We start from the raw sequence: 20,895 nt of genomic DNA, 5'->3' as shown, positions 1-20,895 counted from the left end.
CCGGTGCCTGGGGCAGGAGTGACCGCGATTGTCAGTGGGACCTGTTAGGTTCCTGCGAATGCGGATCCTGCATACCTCGGACTGGCATCTGGGGCGGTCGTTCCACCGGGAGAGCCTGCTCGACGGTCAGGCGGCCTATGTCGACCACCTGGTCGAGACGGTGCGCGCCGAGCGCGTCGACGTGGTCGTCGTGGCCGGCGACGTCTACGACCGCGCGCTGCCGCCGGTCGACGCGGTCGCGCTCTGCAACGAGGCGCTCGGCCGGCTGCGCGGCGCCGGGGCCCGCACCATCATGATCAGCGGCAATCACGACTCCGCGCGCCGGCTCGGCTTCGGCGCCGCCCTGTTCGAGGCGGCCGGGGTGCACCTGCGCACCGATCCGTCCCTCGCCTGGGAGCCGATCGTCATCGACGACGTCGCCTTCTACGGCATCCCCTACCTTGAGCCCGAGCTGGTCCGGCGCCCCTGGGAGCTGCCCGACCGCAGCCACACCGCCGCCCTGTCGCACGCCATGCGGCACATCCGCGCCGACGCCGAGCGGCACCCGCGCACGGTCGTGCTGGCCCACGCCTTCGTCACCGGCGGGCAGGCCAGCGACAGCGAGCGCGACATCAGCGTCGGCGGGGTCGCGCACGTGCCGCTGACCGCCTTCGACGGCGTCGACTACGTCGCGCTCGGCCACCTGCACGGCCGCCAGCGCATGTCCGAGACGGTCCGCTACTCCGGCTCCCCGCTCGCCTACTCCTTCTCCGAGGCCGACCAGGTGAAGGGCTCCTGGCTCGTCACCCTCGGCGCGGGTGTGGAAGGCGTGGAGTTCGTGCCCGCCCCGGTGCCCCGCCCCGTCGGCCGCCTGCGCGGCCACCTGGAGGACCTGCTCACCTCACCGCGCCACGCCGGCCTCGAAGAGCACTGGCTTCAGGTCGTGCTCACCGACCCGATCCGCCCCAAAGCCGCCATGGAACGGCTCCGCGCCCGCTTCCCGCACACCCTCGCCCTCTCCTTCGACCCCGACGGCGGCCAGCAGGCCCACCAGCACGTACGCCTCAGCGGACGGCCCGAAGCGGACGTCGCGCTGGACTTCGTTCGCGAAGTGCGCGGCGAGCCTGCCGCATCCGACGAGGAAGAGCTGCTAAGACGGGCCATCGAGGCATCCCGGGTCAAGGAGACGATGGCGTAGATGCGGCCGCACCGGCTCTCGCTGACGGCGTTCGGCTCCTTCCCCGGGTCCGAGACGGTCGACTTCGACGCCTTGACCGAATCGGGCCTCTTCCTCGTGCACGGGCCGACGGGGGCGGGCAAGACCACCGTCCTCGACGCCCTCAGCTTCGCCCTCTACGGCCAGGTCCCCGGCCTGCGCAACAGCGCGCGCAGCCTGCGCTGCGACCACGCCCCGCCCGCCGCCGGCCCCTCCGTCACGCTGGAGGTGACGATCCGCGGCCGCTTGTTCCGCATCCAGCGCTCCCCGGCCTGGCAGCGGCCCAAGCTGCGCGGCACCGGCACGACCGAGGAGAATTCCAAGGTCATCGTCCAGGAGTGGCAGGGGGCCGACTGGCAGGGCCTCACCACCCGCCTCGACGAGGCCGGCGACCTGGTGAGCGGGCTGCTCGGGATGAACGCCGACCAGTTCAGCCAGGTGGCCATGCTGCCGCAGGGGGAGTTCGCCAGGTTCCTGCGCGCTGACGGGGCGGATCGGCGCAAGCTGCTGGAGCGGCTGTTCACCGTCAAGATCTTCACCCAGGCGGAGTCCTGGCTCGCCGACCACCGCAAGCAGGCCTGGCGCGAGCAGGGGGAGCTGCGGCAGCAGGTGGACTACGCGATCCAGCGCTTGGAGGAGGCAGCCGGCGACGACCTCCTCGTCGCCGGGACCTTGCCCGATGGTCACGAGGCGGCGTCCGGCGACGGGGGCCGTTCTGGCTCGGTGACGCCCGGGGAAGGGGTGGACGCGATCGGGCCCGAGGTGAGGGCCGGTTCCGGCTCCGCCACGGCCGGAGAAGAGGACGGTTCCGCGCTCTTCGACCTGCCGACGGCCACCCGATCCTCTCCCGCTGCGGCCGAGGTTCCTCTGCCCACGCCGGAGGACGATCCCGTGGCTTGGGCCGGAGCCCTGCTGGACGCCGCGCGGGCCGTCGTCGCCCGTACGGCGGACCGGCATGCTCAGGCGGAGCGGGTCTGGCGAGCGGCAGGCTTGCGATTCGAGCGGGCGTCCGCGCTGGCCGACCGGCAGCGCCGGCACGCCGAGGCGCTCACCCTGCGCCGCACCCTGGACGAGCGCGCCGAGGAACGCGCCGAGCTCCAGGCCGTGCTCGACGACGCCGGCCGCGCGGACCGCGTGCTGCCCCTCCTGATGGCGGCCAGACAGCGCGCGGAGACCGCCACCAAGTCCCGCACCCTGGCCACCGACGCCCTCGCCCGCGCCCACCCCCTCCTCACCGCCGACGCCCGCAACGGCAAGGTCCGCGCGTTCGATGTGCCCGCGTCCTCTGACGTCCGCGACGGCAGGGTCCGCGCGTTCGATGTGCCCGCGTCCTCTGACGTCCGCGACGGCAAGGTTCGTGGGTTCGCCGGCGTTGAGGCGTCGGTCGTCGGGTGGGTGGCGCCGGAGCGGCTGGCCGACCTGGAGCGGCGGCGGCAGGCGGAGATCGCCCGCCTGTCCGGGCTGCTCACCGAGGAGGCGCGGCTGCTCGTGGTCCGGCGCGACTTGGGCAGGATCGAAGAGGAGCTCATCTCGCTGGCCCGCGAGGACGAGACCGTGGGGGAGCGGCTGGCCGTACTGCCCGGCCTCATCGAGGAGGCCGAGCGGGAGCTGAGCCAGGCTCGCCTGGACGCCGCCCGGATCCCGGCGGCCGAGGCCGTCCGCGAGGCCGCCGCTGACCTGATCGGCATCGACCGCGAGCTGGCGCGGCTCGCGGCCGAGCTCGACGGGCTGACGCAGCGTGCGGCCGAGGTCGCCGCCGCGGAGGCGGAGCTGCCCGCGCGGGTCGCCGACGCGGCCGCCCGACTGGCCGACGTACGTTCCGAAGCGGCGAACATCCCCGCAGCCGCCGCGACCCTCGACGCGGCCAAGGCCGTGCTCGACGCGGTTCACCGGCGAGACACCCTGGCGGGCGAGCTGGAGACGGCCAAGGCGACGCACCAAGCACGGGTGGACCGCGCCCAGGAGCTCCGGGAGCGGTGGCTCGACCTCCGCCAGGCCCGCATCGACGGCATGGCCGCCGAGCTGGCCCGCGACCTCGCCGACGGCCGGCCGTGCGCCGTCTGCGGCTCCGCCGACCACCCCGACCCCGCCGCACCGGCACCGAGCGCCCCCTCTGCCGACGACGAGCACCGCGCCGAACTCGCCCACGAGTCGGCACTGGCCGCCCGCGAGGCGGCCGAACGCAACGTGGCCACCCTGGAGTCCCGCCTGGCCGACGTGACCGAGGCCACCGGCGGCCTCGACGCGGACGCGGCCATGACCGTGGTCGAACAGGCCGAACGCGACCTGGCCGCCCTCAAGTCCATCGCGAACCGCGAACCCACGCTCGCCGCCGAGCTGCAACGCGCCGAGGGGGAACGCGAAAACGCCAGAGACCGCGCCCGCGAACTCGGCGAAGCCCTCACCGAACACCGCACTTACACCACCCACCTACAAGCCGAACGATCCCGCCTCCTCACCCGCCTAACCCCAACCGTCACTGACAGCGTCGCTGCTACCGATGCCGTCACCCTGAATGGTGTCCACCAGGAGGGCGGCTCCGAGCACGTCCGGGCGGTGTCGGAAATGTCGCCCGAAGAGGCGCATGGACTACTCACCGCCGCCGACGAAGAACTGGGCAGGCTCATGGCGTCCGCCGCCAGGGAGCCGGTGCTCGCCGAGGAGGCGGCCAGGCTGCGGCGTGAGCTCGACGGGTCGCAGGAGCAGGCGCGACGGGTGACCGCGAGGCTGGCTTCCGGCCGTACCCGTCAGGAGGAGTTGAGCGGCGACGCCGCGAGGCTGGGGGCGCGGCTCGATGAGGCGCGCGGCGAGGACGTGACGATCACGGCACGGCTGTCCAGGCTCGGCGACGAGGCCGAGCTGCTGCGGGAGGCGCTGGAGGCCACGCAGGCGGCGGCCGCGGCCGAGGGGGAGCGCGGCAAGGCGGCGGAGGCGGCCGAGCAGGCGGCGCGGGAGGCGGGGTTCGCCGACGTGGCGGAGGTGGAGGCCGCCGCGAGGAGCATCGCCGAGCGGGAGAGCAAGGCCGAGGCACTGCGCCGGCTCGACGCCCAGCACGCCGCCGTCACCAGCACCCTGGCCGACCCGGAGCTGGTCGCGGCGGCGGCCGAGCCGGTGGCGGACCTGGACGGGCTCGGCGCGGAGCGGGACGAGGCCGAGCGCACGTACACCGGGCTGGCGTCCGCGCTGGACCGGGCCACCAGCAGGCATACCCGGCTGGGGGAGCTGCGCGGCGAGCTGATGGCCGGCATCGAGCGGTGGCGGCCCGCCGACGAGCGGCACCGGCTGGTGGAGCGCATGGCAGCCCTGGCCAGCGGCACGTCGAGCGACAACCAGTGGAGCATGAGCCTGTCGTCGTACGTCCTGGGGGAGCGGCTGCGGCAGGTGGTCGACGCCGCCAACGAGCGGCTCGGCCACATGTCCGGCGGCCGCTACCTGCTCCGGCACGATCTCGCCAAGACAGCCGGGTCCCGGGCGCGTTCGGGCGGCGGGCTCGGACTGAAGGTGTACGACGGATGGACGGGAGTGGAGCGTGACCCGGTGACGCTGTCGGGCGGGGAGAGCTTTATCACCTCGCTGGCGCTGGCCCTGGGGCTCGCCGACGTCGTCACGGAGGAGGCGGGCGGGGCGGAGATCGGCACGCTGTTCGTGGACGAGGGGTTCGGGACGCTGGACGAGGACACGCTCGACGGCGTGCTCGACATCCTCGACGGGCTGCGCGTCGGCGGCCGGGCGGTGGGCATCGTCAGCCACGTCGCCGAGCTGCGCTCCCGCATCCCCGCCCAGCTCAAGGTCACCAAGACCCGCACCGGCTCCACACTGTCCGCGATCACGGCCTAAGGTCAGCCCTCGTGTCCGGGAAAGAGCAGGGACAGTTCGCGCGGATAGGTGGCGATCAGCCGTAGCTCGTCGTCGGTGAGCGGCCTGCCCGTCATCGCGTTGCAGAGCTGCACCAGCCGGAACGCCAGGTCCTCCTCCCGCACCTCGACGCCGAGGCCGTCCATGACGTGCCGGAACCCGGCCTTCCCGCCGTACTCGCCGGTCAGCACCACCCGCCCGGCCCGCGCGTGCCAGTCCTCGGGGAAAGGACCGAGCGTGGCCTCGTCGTACAGCTCATAGTTGCCGTGGTCCTTCAGCGCGCCGTCGGCGTGGATGCCGCTCTCGTGCGCGAACGCGTTGCGCCCCACCCCCACCTGGTTGTACGGCAGAGGCTGCCCCAGGGCGTAGGCCGCCCACATCCCGAACCTTCTCGCCCACGACAGGTCGAGCGCGTCACCGATCTTCGCCTCCAGGCCGAACCCGTGCTCGAAGGCCAGGATCGTGGAGAGCAGGTCGGCGTTGCCGGAGCGCTCGCCGATGCCGTTGACGCAGGTGTTGATCCACGCGTCCTGCCCGGCGTCGAGGTCGCCGAGCGCGCCGGAGACGGAGTTGGCCACCGCCATGCCGAGGTCGTTGTGGCAGTGTGTCTCGATGGGCAGCGCGACGGCGGTGGCCAGCTTGGCGAACCGTTCGCGGATCCGGTCGGGGGTGTCGCCGCCGATCGTGTCGCAGTAGCGGACCCGGTCCGCGCCCGCCTCCTTGGCCGCCGCCGCGAACTCCAGCAGGAACCCGTCACCGGTGCGCGAGCCGTCCTCGGCGTTGACGCCGACCGTCTGCGCGCCCGCCGCCTTGGCGGCCCTGACGGCGGCCGTCATCTCCCTGATGATCCCCTCTCGGTCGAGGCGGCCCCGGAACTTGTTCTGGATCATGTAGTCAGAGGTGGAGATGGACAGGTTGTAGTGCTTCAGCCCGAGCGGGGCGGCCTTCTCCACGTCCTCCACGACACCCCGGCACCACCCGGACAGCCGCAGCTCGCCGAACGCCCCCGCCTCGGCCAGCGCGACCTGCGCCTTCACGTACGGCACCTCATGGAACAGAAAGGGGAACCCGATCTCGGACTGCGCCACGCCGAGTCTGGCCAGATAGAAGTTGACCATGGTCTTGCCGAACTTGGACAGGCCGGTGCGCGCGGTCTGCACGCCGTCCCGGTTGGTCACATCGAGGAAGTGAACTTGAGGCATACAGTCACGTTGACATGCCTCTTCAATGTGTATCAATATTGATTTTCGTCAATATAGGAGGCGGCCGGTGGAGTGGATCGACGCGGCGACCGCGGCGGAGCGGCTCGGCATCAAACCGGCCACGCTCTACGCGTACGTGAGCCGTGGCCTGCTCAAACGCCGCCACGATGACAGCGGGCGGCGCAGCCTCTTCGACGCGGCCGAGATCGAGCAGCTCGCCAGGCGTGGCCGGCCACGCGGCCAGCCGCCGGAGCTGGTCATCGAGTCCGCCGTCACCGCGCTCGGCCTCGACCGCCCCTACTATCGCGGCCACGACGCCCTGACCCTGGCCCGCACCACGGGCTTCGCGGCCACCGCCGAGTGGCTGTGGACCGGCGACCCGACCCTCCTGCCCGAGCCCAGCCCTTCCGGCGTGCCCGACAGTGAACCGGCTGGAGATGCCTACGCCCGCAGCGGAGAGGCGCGGCCCTGGGCGTGCGATCCCGAGGCGGTGCGGGCGGCCGTTGCCGCGCAGCGCGACCTGCCCGACGGCATCCTGCCGCTCGACCGCCTGCAAGTGATCACCACCGTGCTCGGCGCGTCCGACTCCCTCCGCTACCACCTCGACCCCGAGTCCGTCACCGCCACCGCCCGCCGCCTCATCACCGGCCTGGTCGAAGCCCTGCCCGCCCTCCAGCAGCCCCAAGGAACCTCGATCGCCGAGCGGCTCTGGCCCCGCCTCACCCCGCACCCCGCCACCCCCGCCCTCCTGCGCACCCTCGAAGCCGCCCTCGTCCTGCTCGCCGACCACGAACTGGCCGCCTCGACCCTGGCCGCCAGGGTGGCCGCCTCAGCCAAGGCCGACCCGTACGCCGTGGTGCTCACCGGCCTCGGCGTCCTCGGCGGCCAGCTGCACGGCGGCGCCTCCTACGCCGCCGAACGCCTCCTGCACGAGGTCACCACCCCGGCCCAGGCACCGCGCGTGATCGCCGACCGGATTCGCCGAGGCGAGCGCATCCCAGGCTTCGGCCACAGCGTCTACAAGAACGGCGACGCCCGAGGCCGCTTCCTCCTCGACCTGATCACCCAGGCAGCCCCCGGCCACGACAGGCTGGCCGCCGCCCGCGCCGTGCTGGACGAGGTGCGCAGACGCCGCCTCCCCGAGCAGAACGTCGACTTCGCCCTCGCCGCCTTCACCGAGGTCGCCGGCATGGTGAGCGGCGCGGGCGAGGCCATCTTCGCGATCGCCAGAACCGCCGGCTGGCTCGCCCACGCCATGGAGGAGTACGCCAACGGCACCCTGCTCCGCCTACGCGCCACCTACATCGGCCCGCCGATCAGATAGCCCGGCGTCAGAATGTTCTTGACATCGAGGCCCCGTTGTACGGACCGTCGGGCCTTGCTCCTACAGCCGGAACCAGACGCGCTTCCCGCCCAGAAGCGGCTCGAACATCAGGTCCTCCGCGAGCATGGACAGCAGGAAAAGTCCCCGGCCGCTCTCCTCATCCGGGGTCGGTTCCTTCATCACCGGAAGGGTGTCGTCGAAGTCGGTGACCTCAACGGTGATTCCATCCGCCGTCTCGCGGACCAGCACTTCGCAGCCGCTGTGGGCGTGTTTGTGCACGTTGGTCAACAGTTCGGTGACGCCCAACTCGGCCACGAAACTCAACTCGCTCTTACGCCAGAGCCCCAGGTAGACGCGGACCACCTCGCGAACGGGGCCGAGCACTTCCGGGCATACCTCGGATAGCACCATGTAGTACTGGCGGGCGGCGGGTGCAGCCGTGATAGCAGACATGTGACCTCTCCAGGGATGTGGACGAGCGGTCCAGCGGAGATGTCGCTCCGTGCTCGCTCGGACACATTCCGCTGTGATGCCTGATGATGCAGCGAGATCTACCCTGTGGGCAAGTCATTCCTTGAAGAAAGTCTTTCCTTCAGGGAGGATGGCGTTATCTGGGCCGACCCCGGCATTACGCTCCACCAAGGAAGGAGGTGGTCATGCCTGTCGAACCCACTCCACGCCGGCGGCGTCTGGGGGCAGAGCTCAGGCGTATCCGTGAGGCGCTGGGCTGGACCCAGGAGGAGGCTGCGAGCCGCCTCGGATACCAGTCCCTTTCGACCGTTAGCAAGATCGAAAACGGATTGCAGAGGCTCAGGATCCAGCAGCTCCCGCACTTCTTCGAGGTCTTCGGCATCACCGACGCCACCTTGCGCGAGGAACTCCGGGATCTTGTACGCCGTGCCGGCGAAGCCGATTGGTGGCAACGGTACGAGGGTGTGGTCGATGACCCGCTCGGCGACTACCTCTCCCAGGTGGAGAACGCCAACGGTCTGTTCGTCTTCAATCCGCTGGCCGTCCACGGCCTGCTCCAGACCCCGGAGTACGCCCACGCCGTGACCGAGGGCAGCAGGGTCTGGAAGATCCCTCAGGACATCGACCGCTTCGTAGCGCTACGACTGGAACATCAGCGAACCATGTCGGAGAGCCGACCGCCGTTGAAGATTTGGACAGTGCTCCCTGAAGGAATGCTGCGCCAAGAGGTCGGAGGGCGGGCATGCATGCGCGCCCAGATCGAGCATCTGATGCACGTGGCTCGCACCAGCCCTGAAGTCACCATCCAAGTCCTGCCATTCTCGGCGGGAGCGCACGCGGGAATGGACGGCCCATTTATGATCATGTCCTTCTCGACCGGCCGCGACCTCGTCTGCATCGAGTCCCTACGCGCATCCCTGCACGTGAACAAGCCCGAAACCGTCGAGCTCTACCGGACCGCCAGCGACCTGTTGAAGTCCGACGCTCTGTCACCCAACGCTTCGCAGAAGCTTCTCACCACGATCGCCAAGGATCTCTCATGAACAAGAACGCCCTCGACACTGCCTGGATCGAGACCCAACTCCGTGACGCCCACTGGCACACCAGCAGCTTCAGCAGCGGCGGCACCAACTGCGTTCAGGTCGCCTTCCTGGACGGCGGCATCGTGGCCTTACGCGACTCCAAGAACCCGCAGAAGCCGCCGCACCTGTTCACCGACGCGGAGTACAACGCCTTCGTCGGAGGCATCGAGCACGGCGAACTCCGGCGTCCCTGAGCATGAGAGCTCGACCCCTTGCCCTCGGATCAAGGCGCCGACCGAGCCCGTACAAGTCAACCGGCAGCGGTGCCTGACGCTTCGCCGGTCCTGTCCACGTACGCCGCCAGGGCTCGTACCCGCTCGGCGTGCTGGTCGTGGCCGACGATCACCGGGGGTTCGTTGTAGGGCATCGCGTCGGAGGAGCGGCGGAGCTTGATGTACTGGCCGCAGGCGTCGATCGCGTACGGCTCCATGTCGTCCTGCAGCGCCCCGATGACCGTGATGCCGTAGGTCTCCCCGATCCGCCGGAACAGCGCCACCGCCTCCCGCCGGTGCTCCTTGCCCAGGTTGCGGCCCAGCTCGTCCAGCACCAGGCACAGATGCCCGCCGCCGGAGGAGGCGATGGCCGCCGCGCACACCAGCTTGACCGCCTTCTCGTCCATGAGCGCGGTGTTGGCCCGGCGGTTGTACGGCACGTAGCCCTGCCCCTCGCCGCGCCGCCACTTCGGCGTCACCCGCCACTGCCAGCGCTGCTCCGGGTCGGCCGGGGCGGGCGGCACCGGGAACTCCAGCGTCGCGCCGTAACCGCCGTACGAGCTGTCGAGCTTCTCGAACTCCTCGGCCACCCGGGTGAGCCGCGCCCTGATCGCCGCCGTCAGCGCCGCCCGGTGCACGGCCGTCGACTGGGCCGCCTCCTCCGCGCCCTTGTCGGCCGCCGCCAGGTCACGCTGCCTGGACACCACCTGCGCCTCGATCTGCCGCCGCTGGTGCTTTTCGTACTCCTCCTGCGCCCGCAGGTAGGACGCCAGCGACCCGCACACCGCCGCGAACGTCGCCTGCTCCCGCGCCGTGCTGCCACCGCGCTCCTGCAGCAGGAACCGCAGCTCCTCGGGAACCTCGTCCTCCTCCTGCGGGAACGTGTCACGCAACGCCTGGTCGAGGAGGCGTTCGGCGGCCCGCCACCACTCGTCGGCCGTCCGCCCCCGCTCCTCCTCCGGCAGCGCCCGCACCCACTCGCCGGCCGTCTCCACGGTGCCGCCCCAGTCGGCGGCCAGCGCCGCCAGCTTGAGCGCGTCCCGCTCGGCGCCGACCTTCGCCTCCTGCTCGCGCGCCCGCGCCCGCTCGGCCTCGTGCCGGTGCCGGCGCCCTTCCAGTCGTTCGATCTCCATGTCCCGGGTGCGGGCCCGGAAGTCGAGCGCGCCCGCCTGCCGTTCGGCCTCCGCGACGCGCGGCACCAGCTCCTCCAGCGCCGCCGTCAGCTCGCTCAGCCTGGCCCGCCGCTCGCCCAGCCGCCGCTCCAACTCCTCCAGCCGCACCCCGGCCCTGGCCCCCTCAAGCCTGCGCTGCGCCTGCGCGACCGCTTCCTCCTCATCCCGTACGGCCTGCGCGGCGGTCTCCTGGATGTCCAGGGCGCGGTTCAGCCGCTGCTCGGCCGCCTTGATCCGGGCCTCGCGCCCCGTCGCCACCCCGTCGAACGCGCCCACCACGCTCACCCCGGCGGCGCTGACCAGCACGGAGCCGGGCAGCCCGGCCAGCGCGGCGGCGGCCGTCTCCAACTGGGCGGCGTCCACGATCACCGCGTGCTCACCCGGCCATCCCCGCAACTCCTTCAGCGCGTCGGCGTGGTCGCGGGCCTGCTCGGCCACGTCGAGCGCGTCGAGCAGCCCGGTCGCCCCCACACCCGCCGCCGCCAGCGCGTTGAGCTGGGCGGCCGCCGGACCTCCTTCGGCGTCGTCCAGCGCCGCCTGCGCGGAGGCCGTCTCCCGGTCGGCTACGCCGAGAGCCTTGAGCGCCTCGTTCAGCCGGAGCCCGACCTCCTTCAACTCCCGCTCGGCGGTGGGCACGTCGCGGCCGTCGGCGAACCTGCGAGCCTCCTCCAGCGCGGGGATCATCGCGCGCAGCTCGTCGGCGGAGTTCTCCGCCACGGCACGGTCGGCGTCGAGCTTGCCGGCCCGTGCTTGGAGGGCGGCGAGCTCCCTGCGCGCCTCCGTGACACTCCGGTCGAGCGTGTCCTCCTTGAGCGTGCCGATCTCCGCCTTGACCATCGCGATCGCCTCGGCCGCCGCCTCACTCGCCGCCTGGTGGCGCGCCAGCTCGGCGGCGAGCGCCTCGTCCTTGCCCGCCGCGTCGGCCAGTCTCCTGGCCTGCCTGCCACGCCAGCACCGCAACGCCCCGGCCAGTCGCACCCGCGCCTGGTCCCGCCGGTCGAACGTGGCCAGCAACGCCTTCGACTCCGCCTCGAACTCCGCCAGCCGCTCGCCCGCCAGCGCGGCCCGTACCCGCTTGGCGTGCTCGTCCCGGCGGGCCTCCCGCTCCTGCTCCAGCTCGGCGTCCAGCCCCGTGAGCGCGGCGATGGCCTCGAAGACCCGCTCGGGGGAGATCTCGTTGAGCGGCTGGGAGAGCAGGTTGGTGGCGACCTTGCTGCGCACACTGGTCGACAGGAACGACACGCACCGGACCCGATCCCCGTACAGCACCTTGGTGAGATCGCGCGCCACCACGTCCCGCCGCCCGGCGGACCTCGGCAGCGACGCCCACAGCTCGTCGGCCCGCGCCACCCGCTCGGCCTCGGAGGCCGCGGCGGCCAGGTGCACTCCCTCGCGCCAGCGGATCTCCAGATGCGGCGCCTCCTGGTTGACCCGCAGCCAGACGGTGACGGCTCCGCCGGAGGTGGCGGTCACCTCGAACAGCTCCCCGTCCGCACCGGCCACCGAATCGACCGACGTCGCCGCCGTGAAGTCCTCCATGCCCGCCGGAGCGAAGACGCCCACGATGTAGCCGTGATCGGCGCTCGCCCACTGCCGCGCGCCCGCGCCGCTGGCCAGCTCGGCGTTGAACAGCAGCTCCGACACCGCCTTGGCGCCTGAGGCGAACCGCCACTGCTCGTCACCCAGCAGCGCCGTGATCGAGGCGATGAACGATGACTTGCCCGCGCCGTTGGAGTCCTTGGGCCCGGCGCCCGCCACCACGATGAGCGTGCCGGGCACCGTGGGCACCGGGTGGGTGGACAGCCGCGAGATGTTGACCGCTTGGACAGCGATCAGCACCCGTTCGCCGACGACGTTCTCCACCTGCGCCACCTGGACCCCCATGATCCTTCCGCCCGCACGCCCATCGCGTGCGGCTTCGTACGCTTCCAACCCGCGCCCCCTCGCTGCCTGCACCCTCCCAGGACTCGCAGGCATGGCTCTCAGGACCGCGGTTTCACCATGTGCACGTGTGATCCATGCCCGTCACCGTGCCGACCTGCGAGCTCGTACGGCCGCCGCCAGCGGTGTGTCCGGGCCGGCGGCCAGGATCAGCTCCTCCTGCAACCGTCGCCGCGCCGCCGGGGTGAGCCGGTGGAACTGCGGACCGGGCACGTAACCGCCCGCCTCCTCGCCCGCTTTCACCTGAGTCAGCAGCCCCGCGTGCCGCAGCGTCCGCAACGCCGACTCCAGCTCACCGATCGGCAACTGGGTGTGGCGGCGCAACTCGTCGGCCGGCGTGGGATGTGGCGACAGCCACGAGTCCTCCGGCAACAGCCCTTCGGCGCGCGGAATCGCCACCGAGTGCACCAGCACCAGCGTCAGCACCGCCCGCTCGCTCTCACCCAACCCAGCACCGGCATCCGCCCCGCCAGCGCGTGCGCCCGCGCCCGGCGAGGTCGAAGGGGCCATGAAGACACCCTTCGAGCCGGCTGCGGCCTCGGCGGCGCGATCTGAGCCGGTGGCGGTGACCTTGTGGTCAAAGGCCGAGGCGAGGGCGGCGGCCTCGTCGTCGTAGCCCGTGATCCAGCGTTCACGGTGCTGGATCAGGGTGCGCCCACGCCGGGCGAGCATCTCGCCCAGCGTGCGGCGCAGCGCCGGATCACGCAGCGCGGCGAACCTCGCCTCCTGTACGGGCTCGGCGGCGTGCTCCACCACCATGAAAGCCGCCACCAGCTCGGCCCGCCGCCGCTCGTCGTAGGCCCCGAGCAGGTCGTCGAACTCCACCACGCCAGACTCCACCCGCCCACCACTCCCCGGCCCACGCAGGCCGGTGCCGCCCCGAGAACCGTCCGCAGACCGGGGATCCCCCGGGTCGGTGGCGTCGGCGAGCCCTCCGGGCTGAACCACCGGCGTGGCATCGGATGCGCGAGCCGCCGCCGCAAGGTCGGTGTCGGGCACGTGGGCCGTCACCGCAAGGTCGGTGTCGGGCAGGTGGGTCGCCGCCACGAGGTCGGTGCCGGAGGTGCGGGCTGCCGCCACGAGGTCGGCGTCGGGCACCACGGTCAGCGCCCGGCGCTCCGGCTCGGGGACGCGCCGGACCAGATCCTTCAGGACGGACTGCGACTCCACCGGCCACAGGGCGCAGCGCGGGCCCAGGGAGACGATGCCGTCGGCCATGACGATCCACGCCGAGTCGTGCAAGCGGCGCAGCGCACCGATGGCCCAGTTGCGCATCAGGTCGTCGCTGCGGCCGATCAGCGCCCGGTAGGTGTCGAGCACCCGCTCCATCGGCGCGGGCTCGCCCGGCCACGGGTCGGTGGACTGGTCGGCCCAGCAGCATGCGAGCACCGCCGCCAATACCCGCCGCGTCTCTCCGGCACGCTCCACCGGCATGGGCGCCACCTGATGCTCCTCCAGCAGCGAGGGCGTCACCCCGTCCGGCCACAGCGGCAGGGCCTGGCCGGTGTAGTCGTGGCGCGACAGCCGTACCATCCCGCCGGGGGCCGGGACCGCGGCGCCCAGCGAGACAGGCCCGCCCGAGCGGGCCCGCACATGCGCGACCGCGTCAGTCGCGGGACCGACATCGGAACGGCGACGCGCGTCAGCCGCGAGACCAGCACGGGGACGGTCGTCGCTCATCGGACGCGCTCCAGGTAGCCGTGGGACAGCCAGGCCGGCTCACGAGCCGGATCGATCGTGAGGGAGTCGGACCAGGCGAGCCGGTAGGGCAGCTCCGGCCGCAGATCGACGGTCGTCAGGTCGGCGAGCAACCGGCGTGCGGAGGGCCAGTCGGGGCCGAGCACGTCGGCTAGCGCGACCCGTGTCGACGCCCCCAGCAGGGTCTCCGCCAGCTCGGTCAGCCGCTCGACCGCGGCCGTGGGCGAGGAGTCGAGCGAGTCGCCGGGCCCGGGATCGGGCAGGGCGGAGCGTGGGGGAGTGGGCTGCGCGGGGGTCGGGCGCGGAGCCTCGTCGACGGCGCGGGCGATGGCGGCCGGATCGTGCCAGGGCGCGGGCGCGTCGAACACGAACCCGTCCAGCACGGCCGCCAGCCGCTCCTTGGACGCCGTCTGGGCGAACGTCCGCCACGCCTCCGTCGGCAGCAACGTCAGGTTGCGGGTCATCCCGGCCGAGTCGGCGAGCCGCCCGGCGGCCCGCCGCGAGGCGTCGCTGTAGGAGTAGATGGCGGCGCGCAGGTCGGTGCAGGACCGGTCGAGCTCGGGCCAGCGGGTGAGGATGGTGCCGTGCAGGCTCTGCGCCCGGTGCGCGATCTCCTCGGTGCCCCACAGCTTGGGCGCCTGCTCGCGCAGCTCCTCGATCGTGCCGGTGGTGAGCGTGATCAGCTCCAGCGCCCACAGCCGGAACGCCCGCGCCAGATTCGCGGCACTCTGCCGGGCCTCGTCCATCGTGGTGCGCGGATCGGCGACGTTGAGATCCTCCAGCGCGAGCAGCCGGTGCATCTCGGACTGCCCGCCGTCGTCCATCATCCGCCGGATGAACATCAGCCCGACCACGCTCGTGAACGACGCTCGATAGCGCAACTGGTTGGGCTTGGGGAACACCTCACGGATCGCCCCGAGCCCCTTGAGCACGCGCAGCCGGTTGTCGAACTGGTCGGTCGGATGCGCCCGGCAGGCGAAGCGCATCTGCTCGTGCGTCAGCCACTCCTCACCGGCCTCCGCGAACGCCGCGAACAGCGTCTCGGCGATGTCGACCAGGGCCGGGTCGTCGACCACCGCACCGCTGTCGCGGGCCAGCGCCGCGAACATGCGGCGATAGGTGGACAACACCGCCTCGTCGGTGAGCGCGGTGTCGAGAGTCAAGGGCTGCTCGGGCACGCGCACTAAGGTACGGCCTCCCGCCGACATTCTCGGACCGGTGGCATGATCAGGCCCATGCGCCGCCGCCGAGCACACGGGCGCGGTGTTCCCCGGCGGCGGCATCCTGCACCCCGTCGTCCTCGTCGACGGTGTGATCAAGGGCGTCTGGGACCTACTGAAGAGGATTCATCAGGTAGGCGCCGGCGACCACCGAGCCCACCCCGACCAGCCGGAAGAAGAACACGTAGAACCCGCCGGGCAGGAACGTCAGCCTGGCGAGCTGGTCGGCGTCGGAGTCGCGGGCCTGCCGCCTGCGCCGTTTGCGCTGCAGCTCGAAGATCGGCCGGATGCCGCCGAAGAGCAGGAACCAGACCACCACCAGGGCCACCACCTGCTGCACCTCGGCGGGGGCGTACATCGACACCGCGAACACCGCCCCGCCCGTCACCAGCAGGATCAGCGCGCCGTACAGGTTGCGGATCAGCAGCAGCATGCAGACCAGGAACAGCAGCATGCTCCAGATGAGCAGCGTGATCCGCCCCTGATCGGTCAGCCAGGCGGCCGCCAGCCCGAGCAGCGAGGGCGCCAGGTAGCCGGCGAGCGCGGTCAGCACCATGCCGGGCCCGTTGGGCCTGCCCCGGGTGAGCGTCACGCCGGAGGTGTCGGAGTGCAGCCGGATGCCCTCCAGCTTGCGCCGCGTGAGCAGGGCCATCACGGCGTGGCCGCCCTCGTGGGCGATCGTGATCAGGCCTCTGGTCAGCTGCCAGGACATGGTGAAGGTGACGATCGCGAGTGCGGCGAGTGCCGAGCCGCCCACGACCCAGGGGTCGGGGGCGGACTGGACCTCGATCAGCTGAGCCCAGAGCTTGTCCATCGAGAAGAAACCCTATCCAGGTAAAGTCTCGGCCGTGCTCACAGAACGACATTCTGATGCGGACGTTCCAGGTTGGTGGCGGGCGCTCGGCCTGACGGCCTGAGGGTGCACGTCCTGCCCTGCGAAACTATGCCCCGCTTTGCGTGATCTGGGGCTGGCTGGGAAGGTGGTCCTCGGCAGTGATTTCCCCACCATTCCGCACCCGTATGCGCATCAGCTCCACGCACTCGACCGGCTCGATCTGGGTGACGACTGGTTGAGGGCCGTGTGCTGGAGCAACGGCCTTGTCATGATCTGATGGAAAAGTGAACGAACGGCACGTTGCGCTGATCACAGCGTTCCATGAGGCTCTGAGTCACGCCGACTTCGCGGCGATGGAGCGTTGCTACCACCCCGAGGTGAGCTTCGGAGACCCCATCTTCCAGGAGGTGGAGGGCCGCGAGCGGGTGATGGCGATGTGGCGGCTCCTGCTCGGGGTCCGCGACAGGTTGCACGTCACCTACGGTGATGTGACCGCCGACGACTTCTCCGGCAGCGCGCACCGGACCGCCCGCTACACCTTCGCCAAGACCGGGCGCGAGGTGGTCAACGAGATCGACGCGCAGTTCAGGTTCGACGGGGACCTGATCGTCCGGCATCACGAGGAGTTCGACTTCAAGCGCTGGTCCAAGATGGCGCTGGGCCGTCCGGCCGGACTGCTGTTCGGCTGGACCCCGATGTGGCGCAAGACCATCCGCGATCGAGCACTGCAGGAGCTGAACCAGTTCCGTCCTTAGGAGGTGGCATGGCCAGGGTGAAAGGGCTCAGGCGTACCGGCGCGACCCGCGAGGAGGCGCCCGAACACTCGATGGACCCGCGCGCCTCCGACGAGCCGCCCTACCGGCCGACCGTGATCAACAACACGATCTACCAGGACGGCAAGGCGGTCGACAACCCCGGCTCGCTGGCCGACGCCTTCGAACGCCTCAAGCAGATGCCCGGCGCCCTGGCCTGGATCGGCCTCTACCGGCCGAAGGAGTGGGAGCTGGTCAAGCTCGCCGAGGAGTTCGAGCTGCACGAGCTCGCCCTGGAAGACGCGATCGTGGGCTCCCAGCGGCCCAAGGCCGACCGCTACGGCGACACCCTCTTCGTCGTGCTGCGCGCCGCCCGCTACCTCGACGACGTCGAGGAGGTGGCGTTCGGCGAGGTGCACATCTTCGTCGGCCCCAACTTCGTGCTCACCGTCCGGCACGCGGAGGCCCCCGACCTCCAGGCGGTACGCAAGCGCATGGAGTCCGACCCCGACCTGCTCCGCCAGGGCCCCCAGGCGGTGCTGTACGCCATCCTGGACGCCGTCGTCGACGGCTACGCCCCGGTCGTGGCCGGACTGCAGAAGGACATCGAGGAGATCGAGGCCCAGGTGTTCGGCGGCGACCCGTCGGTCTCCCGCCGCGTCTACGAGCTGTCCGGCGAGGTCATCGAGTTCCAGCGCGCCACCGTGCCGCTGGTGCGGCTGATCGACGGGTTCATCGCCGGCGCCGAGAAGTACGACCTCAACGAGGAGTTGCTGAGTTACCTGCGGGACGTGGCCGACCACGTCATCACGGTCACCGAGCGGGTGGCCTCCTTCCGCCAGCAGCTCCAGGACATCCTGGTGGTGAACTCGACGCTGGTCACCCAGGCGCAGAACGCCGAGATGGCCCGGATGACGGAGGTCAGCATCCGGCAGGGGGAAGAGGTCAAGAAGATCTCCTCCTGGGCGGCCATCCTGTTCGCCCCGACGGTGGTCGGCGGCATCTACGGCATGAACTTCGACAACATGCCGGAAACCCACTGGGCCTTCGGCTATCCCTTCGCCATCCTCCTCATGGCCGCCGTCTGCATCACCTTGTACGTGATCTTCAAACGGCGCGACTGGCTCTGAAGTCCTTGCCTGCCGCGACCTCACGCCGTGCGGATGGTGCGCCTCCCGACGAGAGATGTGACGCCGAGGGTGACGCTGATCCCGATCACGATGGTGACCGCGTAGGGCAGCGGTGCCGCCGCCTGGAGGGGATTGCCGGTTTTGACGATGGCGAAGGGCAGGACGGTGACGAACGCCCCTACGCTTCCGGCAATGGTGCTGATGGCGGTGGCCGCACCGATCTCGCGTACGAGCATGCGCTGTGTTTGTGCGCTGGTCGAGCCGATGAGGGACATGACCGCGAACTCCTCGCGGCGTTGGGTGATGGAGGCGACGAGGTTGTTGGTGAGGGCGATGGCCATGAACGCCGCGATCAGGGCGACGACGAAGTAGTTGATCGAGGCGAGGACCTGGGCTGTGCTGTTCGCCGTGCCGACGCTGTTCTCGATGCCTTGCATGGTGAGCGTGCCCGCGGCGACAGTGACGAAAAGGGTCAGGAAGGTCACGGTCGGTCGTACCCGCTCCGGGGCCGCGGAGAGGTTGATCGCGGCCAGGTGGGCGGGGGCGGTGGTGCGTGCCGGGCGGAAGGCATCGAGCGTGGCGTTCGCCGTGGCGACGAGCTCCGGGGCGAGGACGCACATGCCGACGGCGACGAGGACGCAGCCGGGCCCGGTCATCGCGGTGGTGAGCACGTCGGCCGGATCCATGGCGAGTACCGCGGCCGATGAGGCCAAACCGGCGGCGATCATGAACGCCGCGGTGACCCGGCGCCGCCGTCCCGGATGCCGTCCCGTACGACGGCGTCGGGGTGGAGACGCATCGGCCACAGGGCTGCGGTGCGCGAGAGCACGGCTGCCTATCCATGCGGCGAGTACGCTCGCGGCCAGCACGATGAGTACGCCGAGGATCGGAAGGAGCACACCGGGAGCGAAGACCGAGGCCGCGTCGGTGAGGCCGGCGGAATGGATGCTCCGTGTGACGATCCAGCCGACCATGTAGCCGACGGCCAGGCCCGGGAGCGCCGTGATGGCGGAGATGGCCGCTGTCTCGATGACGAGCATCTGCTGCACTTGTCGAGGGCTCGCGCCGATGAGACGGATGCCCGCGATCTCACCGGCGCGGCCGGTGAGAGCGACGCTGATCGTCGACACCATGGCGAACAGGACGATCGCGACCGCCCAGCCGCCCATGATGAGCGGGAACTGCACCAGGAACGCGCGGTCGGCGGCGGCCGTACTCTCGGCCAGCCCGGTGCCGAGCAGGCTCATCATGCCCGTCACCAGGATGGTGCCGACGAGGGTGACCAGGCCCGTGGCGATCGCGGCGGCGCGGTGATGCGCGAAAGAGCGCATGGCGATCTTGATCATCGGTTCACCGCCGTGTCCTGGGCGGCCTGTTCCGCGGACTCGACCAGGACGGCCATTCTGCCGGCGACCTGCTGCGCGGTGGGGTGCGGGAGGTGATCGACGATCCGGCCGTCGGCGAGGAAGAGGACGGCGTCGGAATAGGAGGCGGCGACCGGATCGTGGGTGACCATGATGATCGTTTGACCGTGATCCGCGAGTTCACGCATCAATCGCAGGACTTCCCTGGCGCTGCGAATGTCGAGGGCGCCCGTGGGCTCGTCGGCGAAGACGATGTCGGGATCGGTGATCAATGCTCGCGCGACGGCGACGCGTTGCTTCTGGCCGCCTGACAGCTGATGAGGGCGGTGGCTGCCCCGGTTGGCGAGCCCCACGCGGGTGAGCAGTTCGGTGGTGCGCGCCGGTTCGGTCTTCCGGGAGTCCAGGCGCAGGGGGAGCTCGACGTTGTCGATGGCCGAGAGCGCGGGCAGGAGGTTGAACGACTGGAAGACGAATCCGACGCGGCGCCGGCGCAACCGCGCGAGCTGGGTCTGATCGAGCCCGCGAAGGTCTTGCCCGTCGAGCTCGACGGAGCCTGACGTCGGATTCTGCAGCCCGGCGGCGCAGTGCAGGAGGGTGGTCTTGCCGGAACCCGACGGTCCCATGATCGCCAAGAAGGATGATCGGGCGACATTGAGGTCGACGTCGCGCAGGGCGTGGACGGGTCCGGCCTCACCTGGATATTCGCAGCGGAGAGCGCGGATGCGCAGTACGGGTGGCGCGGGCGCGGCAGCGGCGTACGGAGTCATGGTACCTCTCTAAAAAGATGTTTTAAATGATCGTTTAATACGAATGTTGATTTGATACGGTAGAGCATATGAGTGCCAAGGACAAGCTGTTGCTGGCGGCGCGCGAGTGTCTGCTGGCCCAGGGGTACGCGCACACGACCGTGCGAGACCTGGTCGCGGCGTCGGGAGCGAACCAGGCGTCGATCAACTACCACTTCGGGTCCAAGGAGCGGTTGCTCACCCGGGCCTTGCGCGATCTCAACACGGAATGGGGTGAGCTGCTGTTCGCGGTGCTCAAGGAAGCCGACGGCGTCGCCGACGGCACGCGGTCCAGGCTCGGCGATCAGGTAGGCCTGTGGGGTCGGATCATCGACTCGATTCAGGCGAACCGATCGCTGTGGTTCGTCAACTTCGAATCTGTCGCGTCCGTACGGCAGGACGACGAGATCCGGGGAATGATCGCCAGCGGTCAAGAGCTCGCCAGGGCCTCGCTGGCGCGGGCGTTCGCCGGCCTCGGACCGGACAGCGATCCGGGCGAGGTCCACGCGGCCGGATCGCACTACCTCGCCCTGCTCGTCGGGCTTGCCTCCCAATGGCTCACCGACCCTGAGCGTGCGCCGACGGCGGAGCAGTTCGTCGCCGGCACCTTCAGCCCCGGCCCTCGCTGCTGACGCTGTCTCTTCGCGCGTGAGGCCG

General features: G+C 70.9%; 16 protein-coding genes. 8 read left to right on the top strand and 8 right to left on the bottom strand.

Annotated elements, in window-relative coordinates; translation table 11 throughout:
• Positions 1–58 precede the first annotated feature (58 nt).
• Positions 59–1,177, top strand: a complete 1,119-nt coding sequence (locus IEY87_RS39915) for an exonuclease SbcCD subunit D (protein ID WP_189144067.1) — start codon at positions 59–61, stop codon at positions 1,175–1,177.
• Complete coding sequence (locus tag IEY87_RS39910) at positions 1,178–5,032, top strand: AAA family ATPase (RefSeq protein ID WP_189144066.1); 3,855 nt, start codon at positions 1,178–1,180, stop codon at positions 5,030–5,032. It abuts the gene before it with no gap.
• A 2-nt stretch (positions 5,033–5,034) separates the two neighbouring features.
• Here IEY87_RS39910 and IEY87_RS39905 read toward each other — a convergent pair whose 3' ends face one another.
• Positions 5,035–6,252 carry a LeuA family protein gene (locus tag IEY87_RS39905; RefSeq protein WP_189144065.1) on the bottom strand — a complete coding sequence of 406 codons (1,218 nt, stop codon included), beginning with the start codon at positions 6,250–6,252 and terminating at the stop codon, positions 5,035–5,037.
• 67 nt (positions 6,253–6,319) lie between these two features.
• Here IEY87_RS39905 and IEY87_RS39900 point away from each other — a divergent pair, with 67 nt between their 5' ends.
• A complete protein-coding gene (locus IEY87_RS39900) occupies positions 6,320–7,576 on the top strand; it encodes a citrate synthase (RefSeq protein ID WP_189144064.1) in 1,257 nt (418 codons plus the stop codon).
• 60 nt (positions 7,577–7,636) lie between these two features.
• Here IEY87_RS39900 and IEY87_RS39895 read toward each other — a convergent pair whose 3' ends face one another.
• Positions 7,637–8,029 carry an ATP-binding protein gene (locus tag IEY87_RS39895; protein WP_189144063.1) on the bottom strand — a complete coding sequence of 131 codons (393 nt, stop codon included), beginning with the start codon at positions 8,027–8,029 and terminating at the stop codon, positions 7,637–7,639.
• Positions 8,030–8,232: 203 nt separating this feature from the next.
• Here IEY87_RS39895 and IEY87_RS39890 point away from each other — a divergent pair, with 203 nt between their 5' ends.
• Positions 8,233–9,090 carry a helix-turn-helix domain-containing protein gene (locus tag IEY87_RS39890; RefSeq protein WP_189144062.1) on the top strand — a complete coding sequence of 286 codons (858 nt, stop codon included), beginning with the start codon at positions 8,233–8,235 and terminating at the stop codon, positions 9,088–9,090.
• On the top strand, positions 9,087–9,323 hold the full coding sequence (locus IEY87_RS39885; RefSeq protein WP_189144061.1) for a DUF397 domain-containing protein: 237 nt from the start codon (positions 9,087–9,089) through the stop codon (positions 9,321–9,323). The genes IEY87_RS39890 and IEY87_RS39885 overlap by 4 nt, the downstream gene beginning before the upstream one ends.
• A gap of 56 nt (positions 9,324–9,379) precedes the next feature.
• Here IEY87_RS39885 and IEY87_RS39880 read toward each other — a convergent pair whose 3' ends face one another.
• The 4 genes from IEY87_RS39880 to IEY87_RS39865 form a co-directional block, all read right to left on the bottom strand.
• The gene (locus tag IEY87_RS39880) at positions 9,380–12,397 is read right to left on the bottom strand and encodes a coiled-coil domain-containing protein (RefSeq protein WP_225277625.1); all 3,018 of its coding nucleotides are present in this window, start codon (positions 12,395–12,397) and stop codon (positions 9,380–9,382) included.
• A 141-nt stretch (positions 12,398–12,538) separates the two neighbouring features.
• Positions 12,539–14,134 carry a hypothetical protein gene (locus IEY87_RS46365; protein ID WP_225277624.1) on the bottom strand — a complete coding sequence of 532 codons (1,596 nt, stop codon included), beginning with the start codon at positions 14,132–14,134 and terminating at the stop codon, positions 12,539–12,541.
• The gene (locus IEY87_RS39870) at positions 14,131–15,330 is read right to left on the bottom strand and encodes a hypothetical protein (protein ID WP_225277623.1); all 1,200 of its coding nucleotides are present in this window, start codon (positions 15,328–15,330) and stop codon (positions 14,131–14,133) included. Before IEY87_RS39870 ends, IEY87_RS46365 begins: the two co-directional genes overlap by 4 nt.
• Positions 15,331–15,484: 154 nt before the next feature.
• Entirely contained in the window at positions 15,485–16,186 is a 702-nt protein-coding gene (locus IEY87_RS39865; RefSeq protein ID WP_189144059.1) for a M50 family metallopeptidase, read from the bottom strand.
• Positions 16,187–16,491: 305 nt separating this feature from the next.
• Between IEY87_RS39865 and IEY87_RS39860 the strand changes: the two genes are divergently transcribed.
• Positions 16,492–16,962, top strand: a complete 471-nt coding sequence (locus IEY87_RS39860) for a nuclear transport factor 2 family protein (protein ID WP_189144058.1) — start codon at positions 16,492–16,494, stop codon at positions 16,960–16,962.
• 8 nt (positions 16,963–16,970) lie between these two features.
• Complete coding sequence (corA, locus tag IEY87_RS39855; protein WP_189144057.1) at positions 16,971–18,089, top strand: magnesium/cobalt transporter CorA; 1,119 nt, start codon at positions 16,971–16,973, stop codon at positions 18,087–18,089.
• A gap of 20 nt (positions 18,090–18,109) precedes the next feature.
• On the opposite strand, the gene IEY87_RS39850 is transcribed toward corA, so the two are convergent.
• Positions 18,110–19,435, bottom strand: a complete 1,326-nt coding sequence (locus tag IEY87_RS39850; protein ID WP_189144056.1) for an ABC transporter permease — start codon at positions 19,433–19,435, stop codon at positions 18,110–18,112.
• Positions 19,432–20,220 carry an ABC transporter ATP-binding protein gene (locus IEY87_RS39845; RefSeq protein ID WP_189144055.1) on the bottom strand — a complete coding sequence of 263 codons (789 nt, stop codon included), beginning with the start codon at positions 20,218–20,220 and terminating at the stop codon, positions 19,432–19,434. Before IEY87_RS39845 ends, IEY87_RS39850 begins: the two co-directional genes overlap by 4 nt.
• 68 nt (positions 20,221–20,288) lie before the next feature.
• On the opposite strand from IEY87_RS39845, the gene IEY87_RS39840 reads away from it, so the two are divergent.
• Complete coding sequence (locus tag IEY87_RS39840) at positions 20,289–20,870, top strand: TetR/AcrR family transcriptional regulator (RefSeq protein ID WP_189144054.1); 582 nt, start codon at positions 20,289–20,291, stop codon at positions 20,868–20,870.
• The last annotated feature ends 25 nt before the right edge of the window (positions 20,871–20,895 follow it).

Source organism: Nonomuraea glycinis (genome assembly GCF_014646515.1).
GTDB classification, from domain to species: Bacteria; Actinomycetota; Actinomycetes; order Streptosporangiales; family Streptosporangiaceae; genus Nonomuraea; species Nonomuraea glycinis.
Note: the sequence above shows the minus strand (reverse complement) of the source record. Positions and strands in the feature narration are given on the sequence as shown.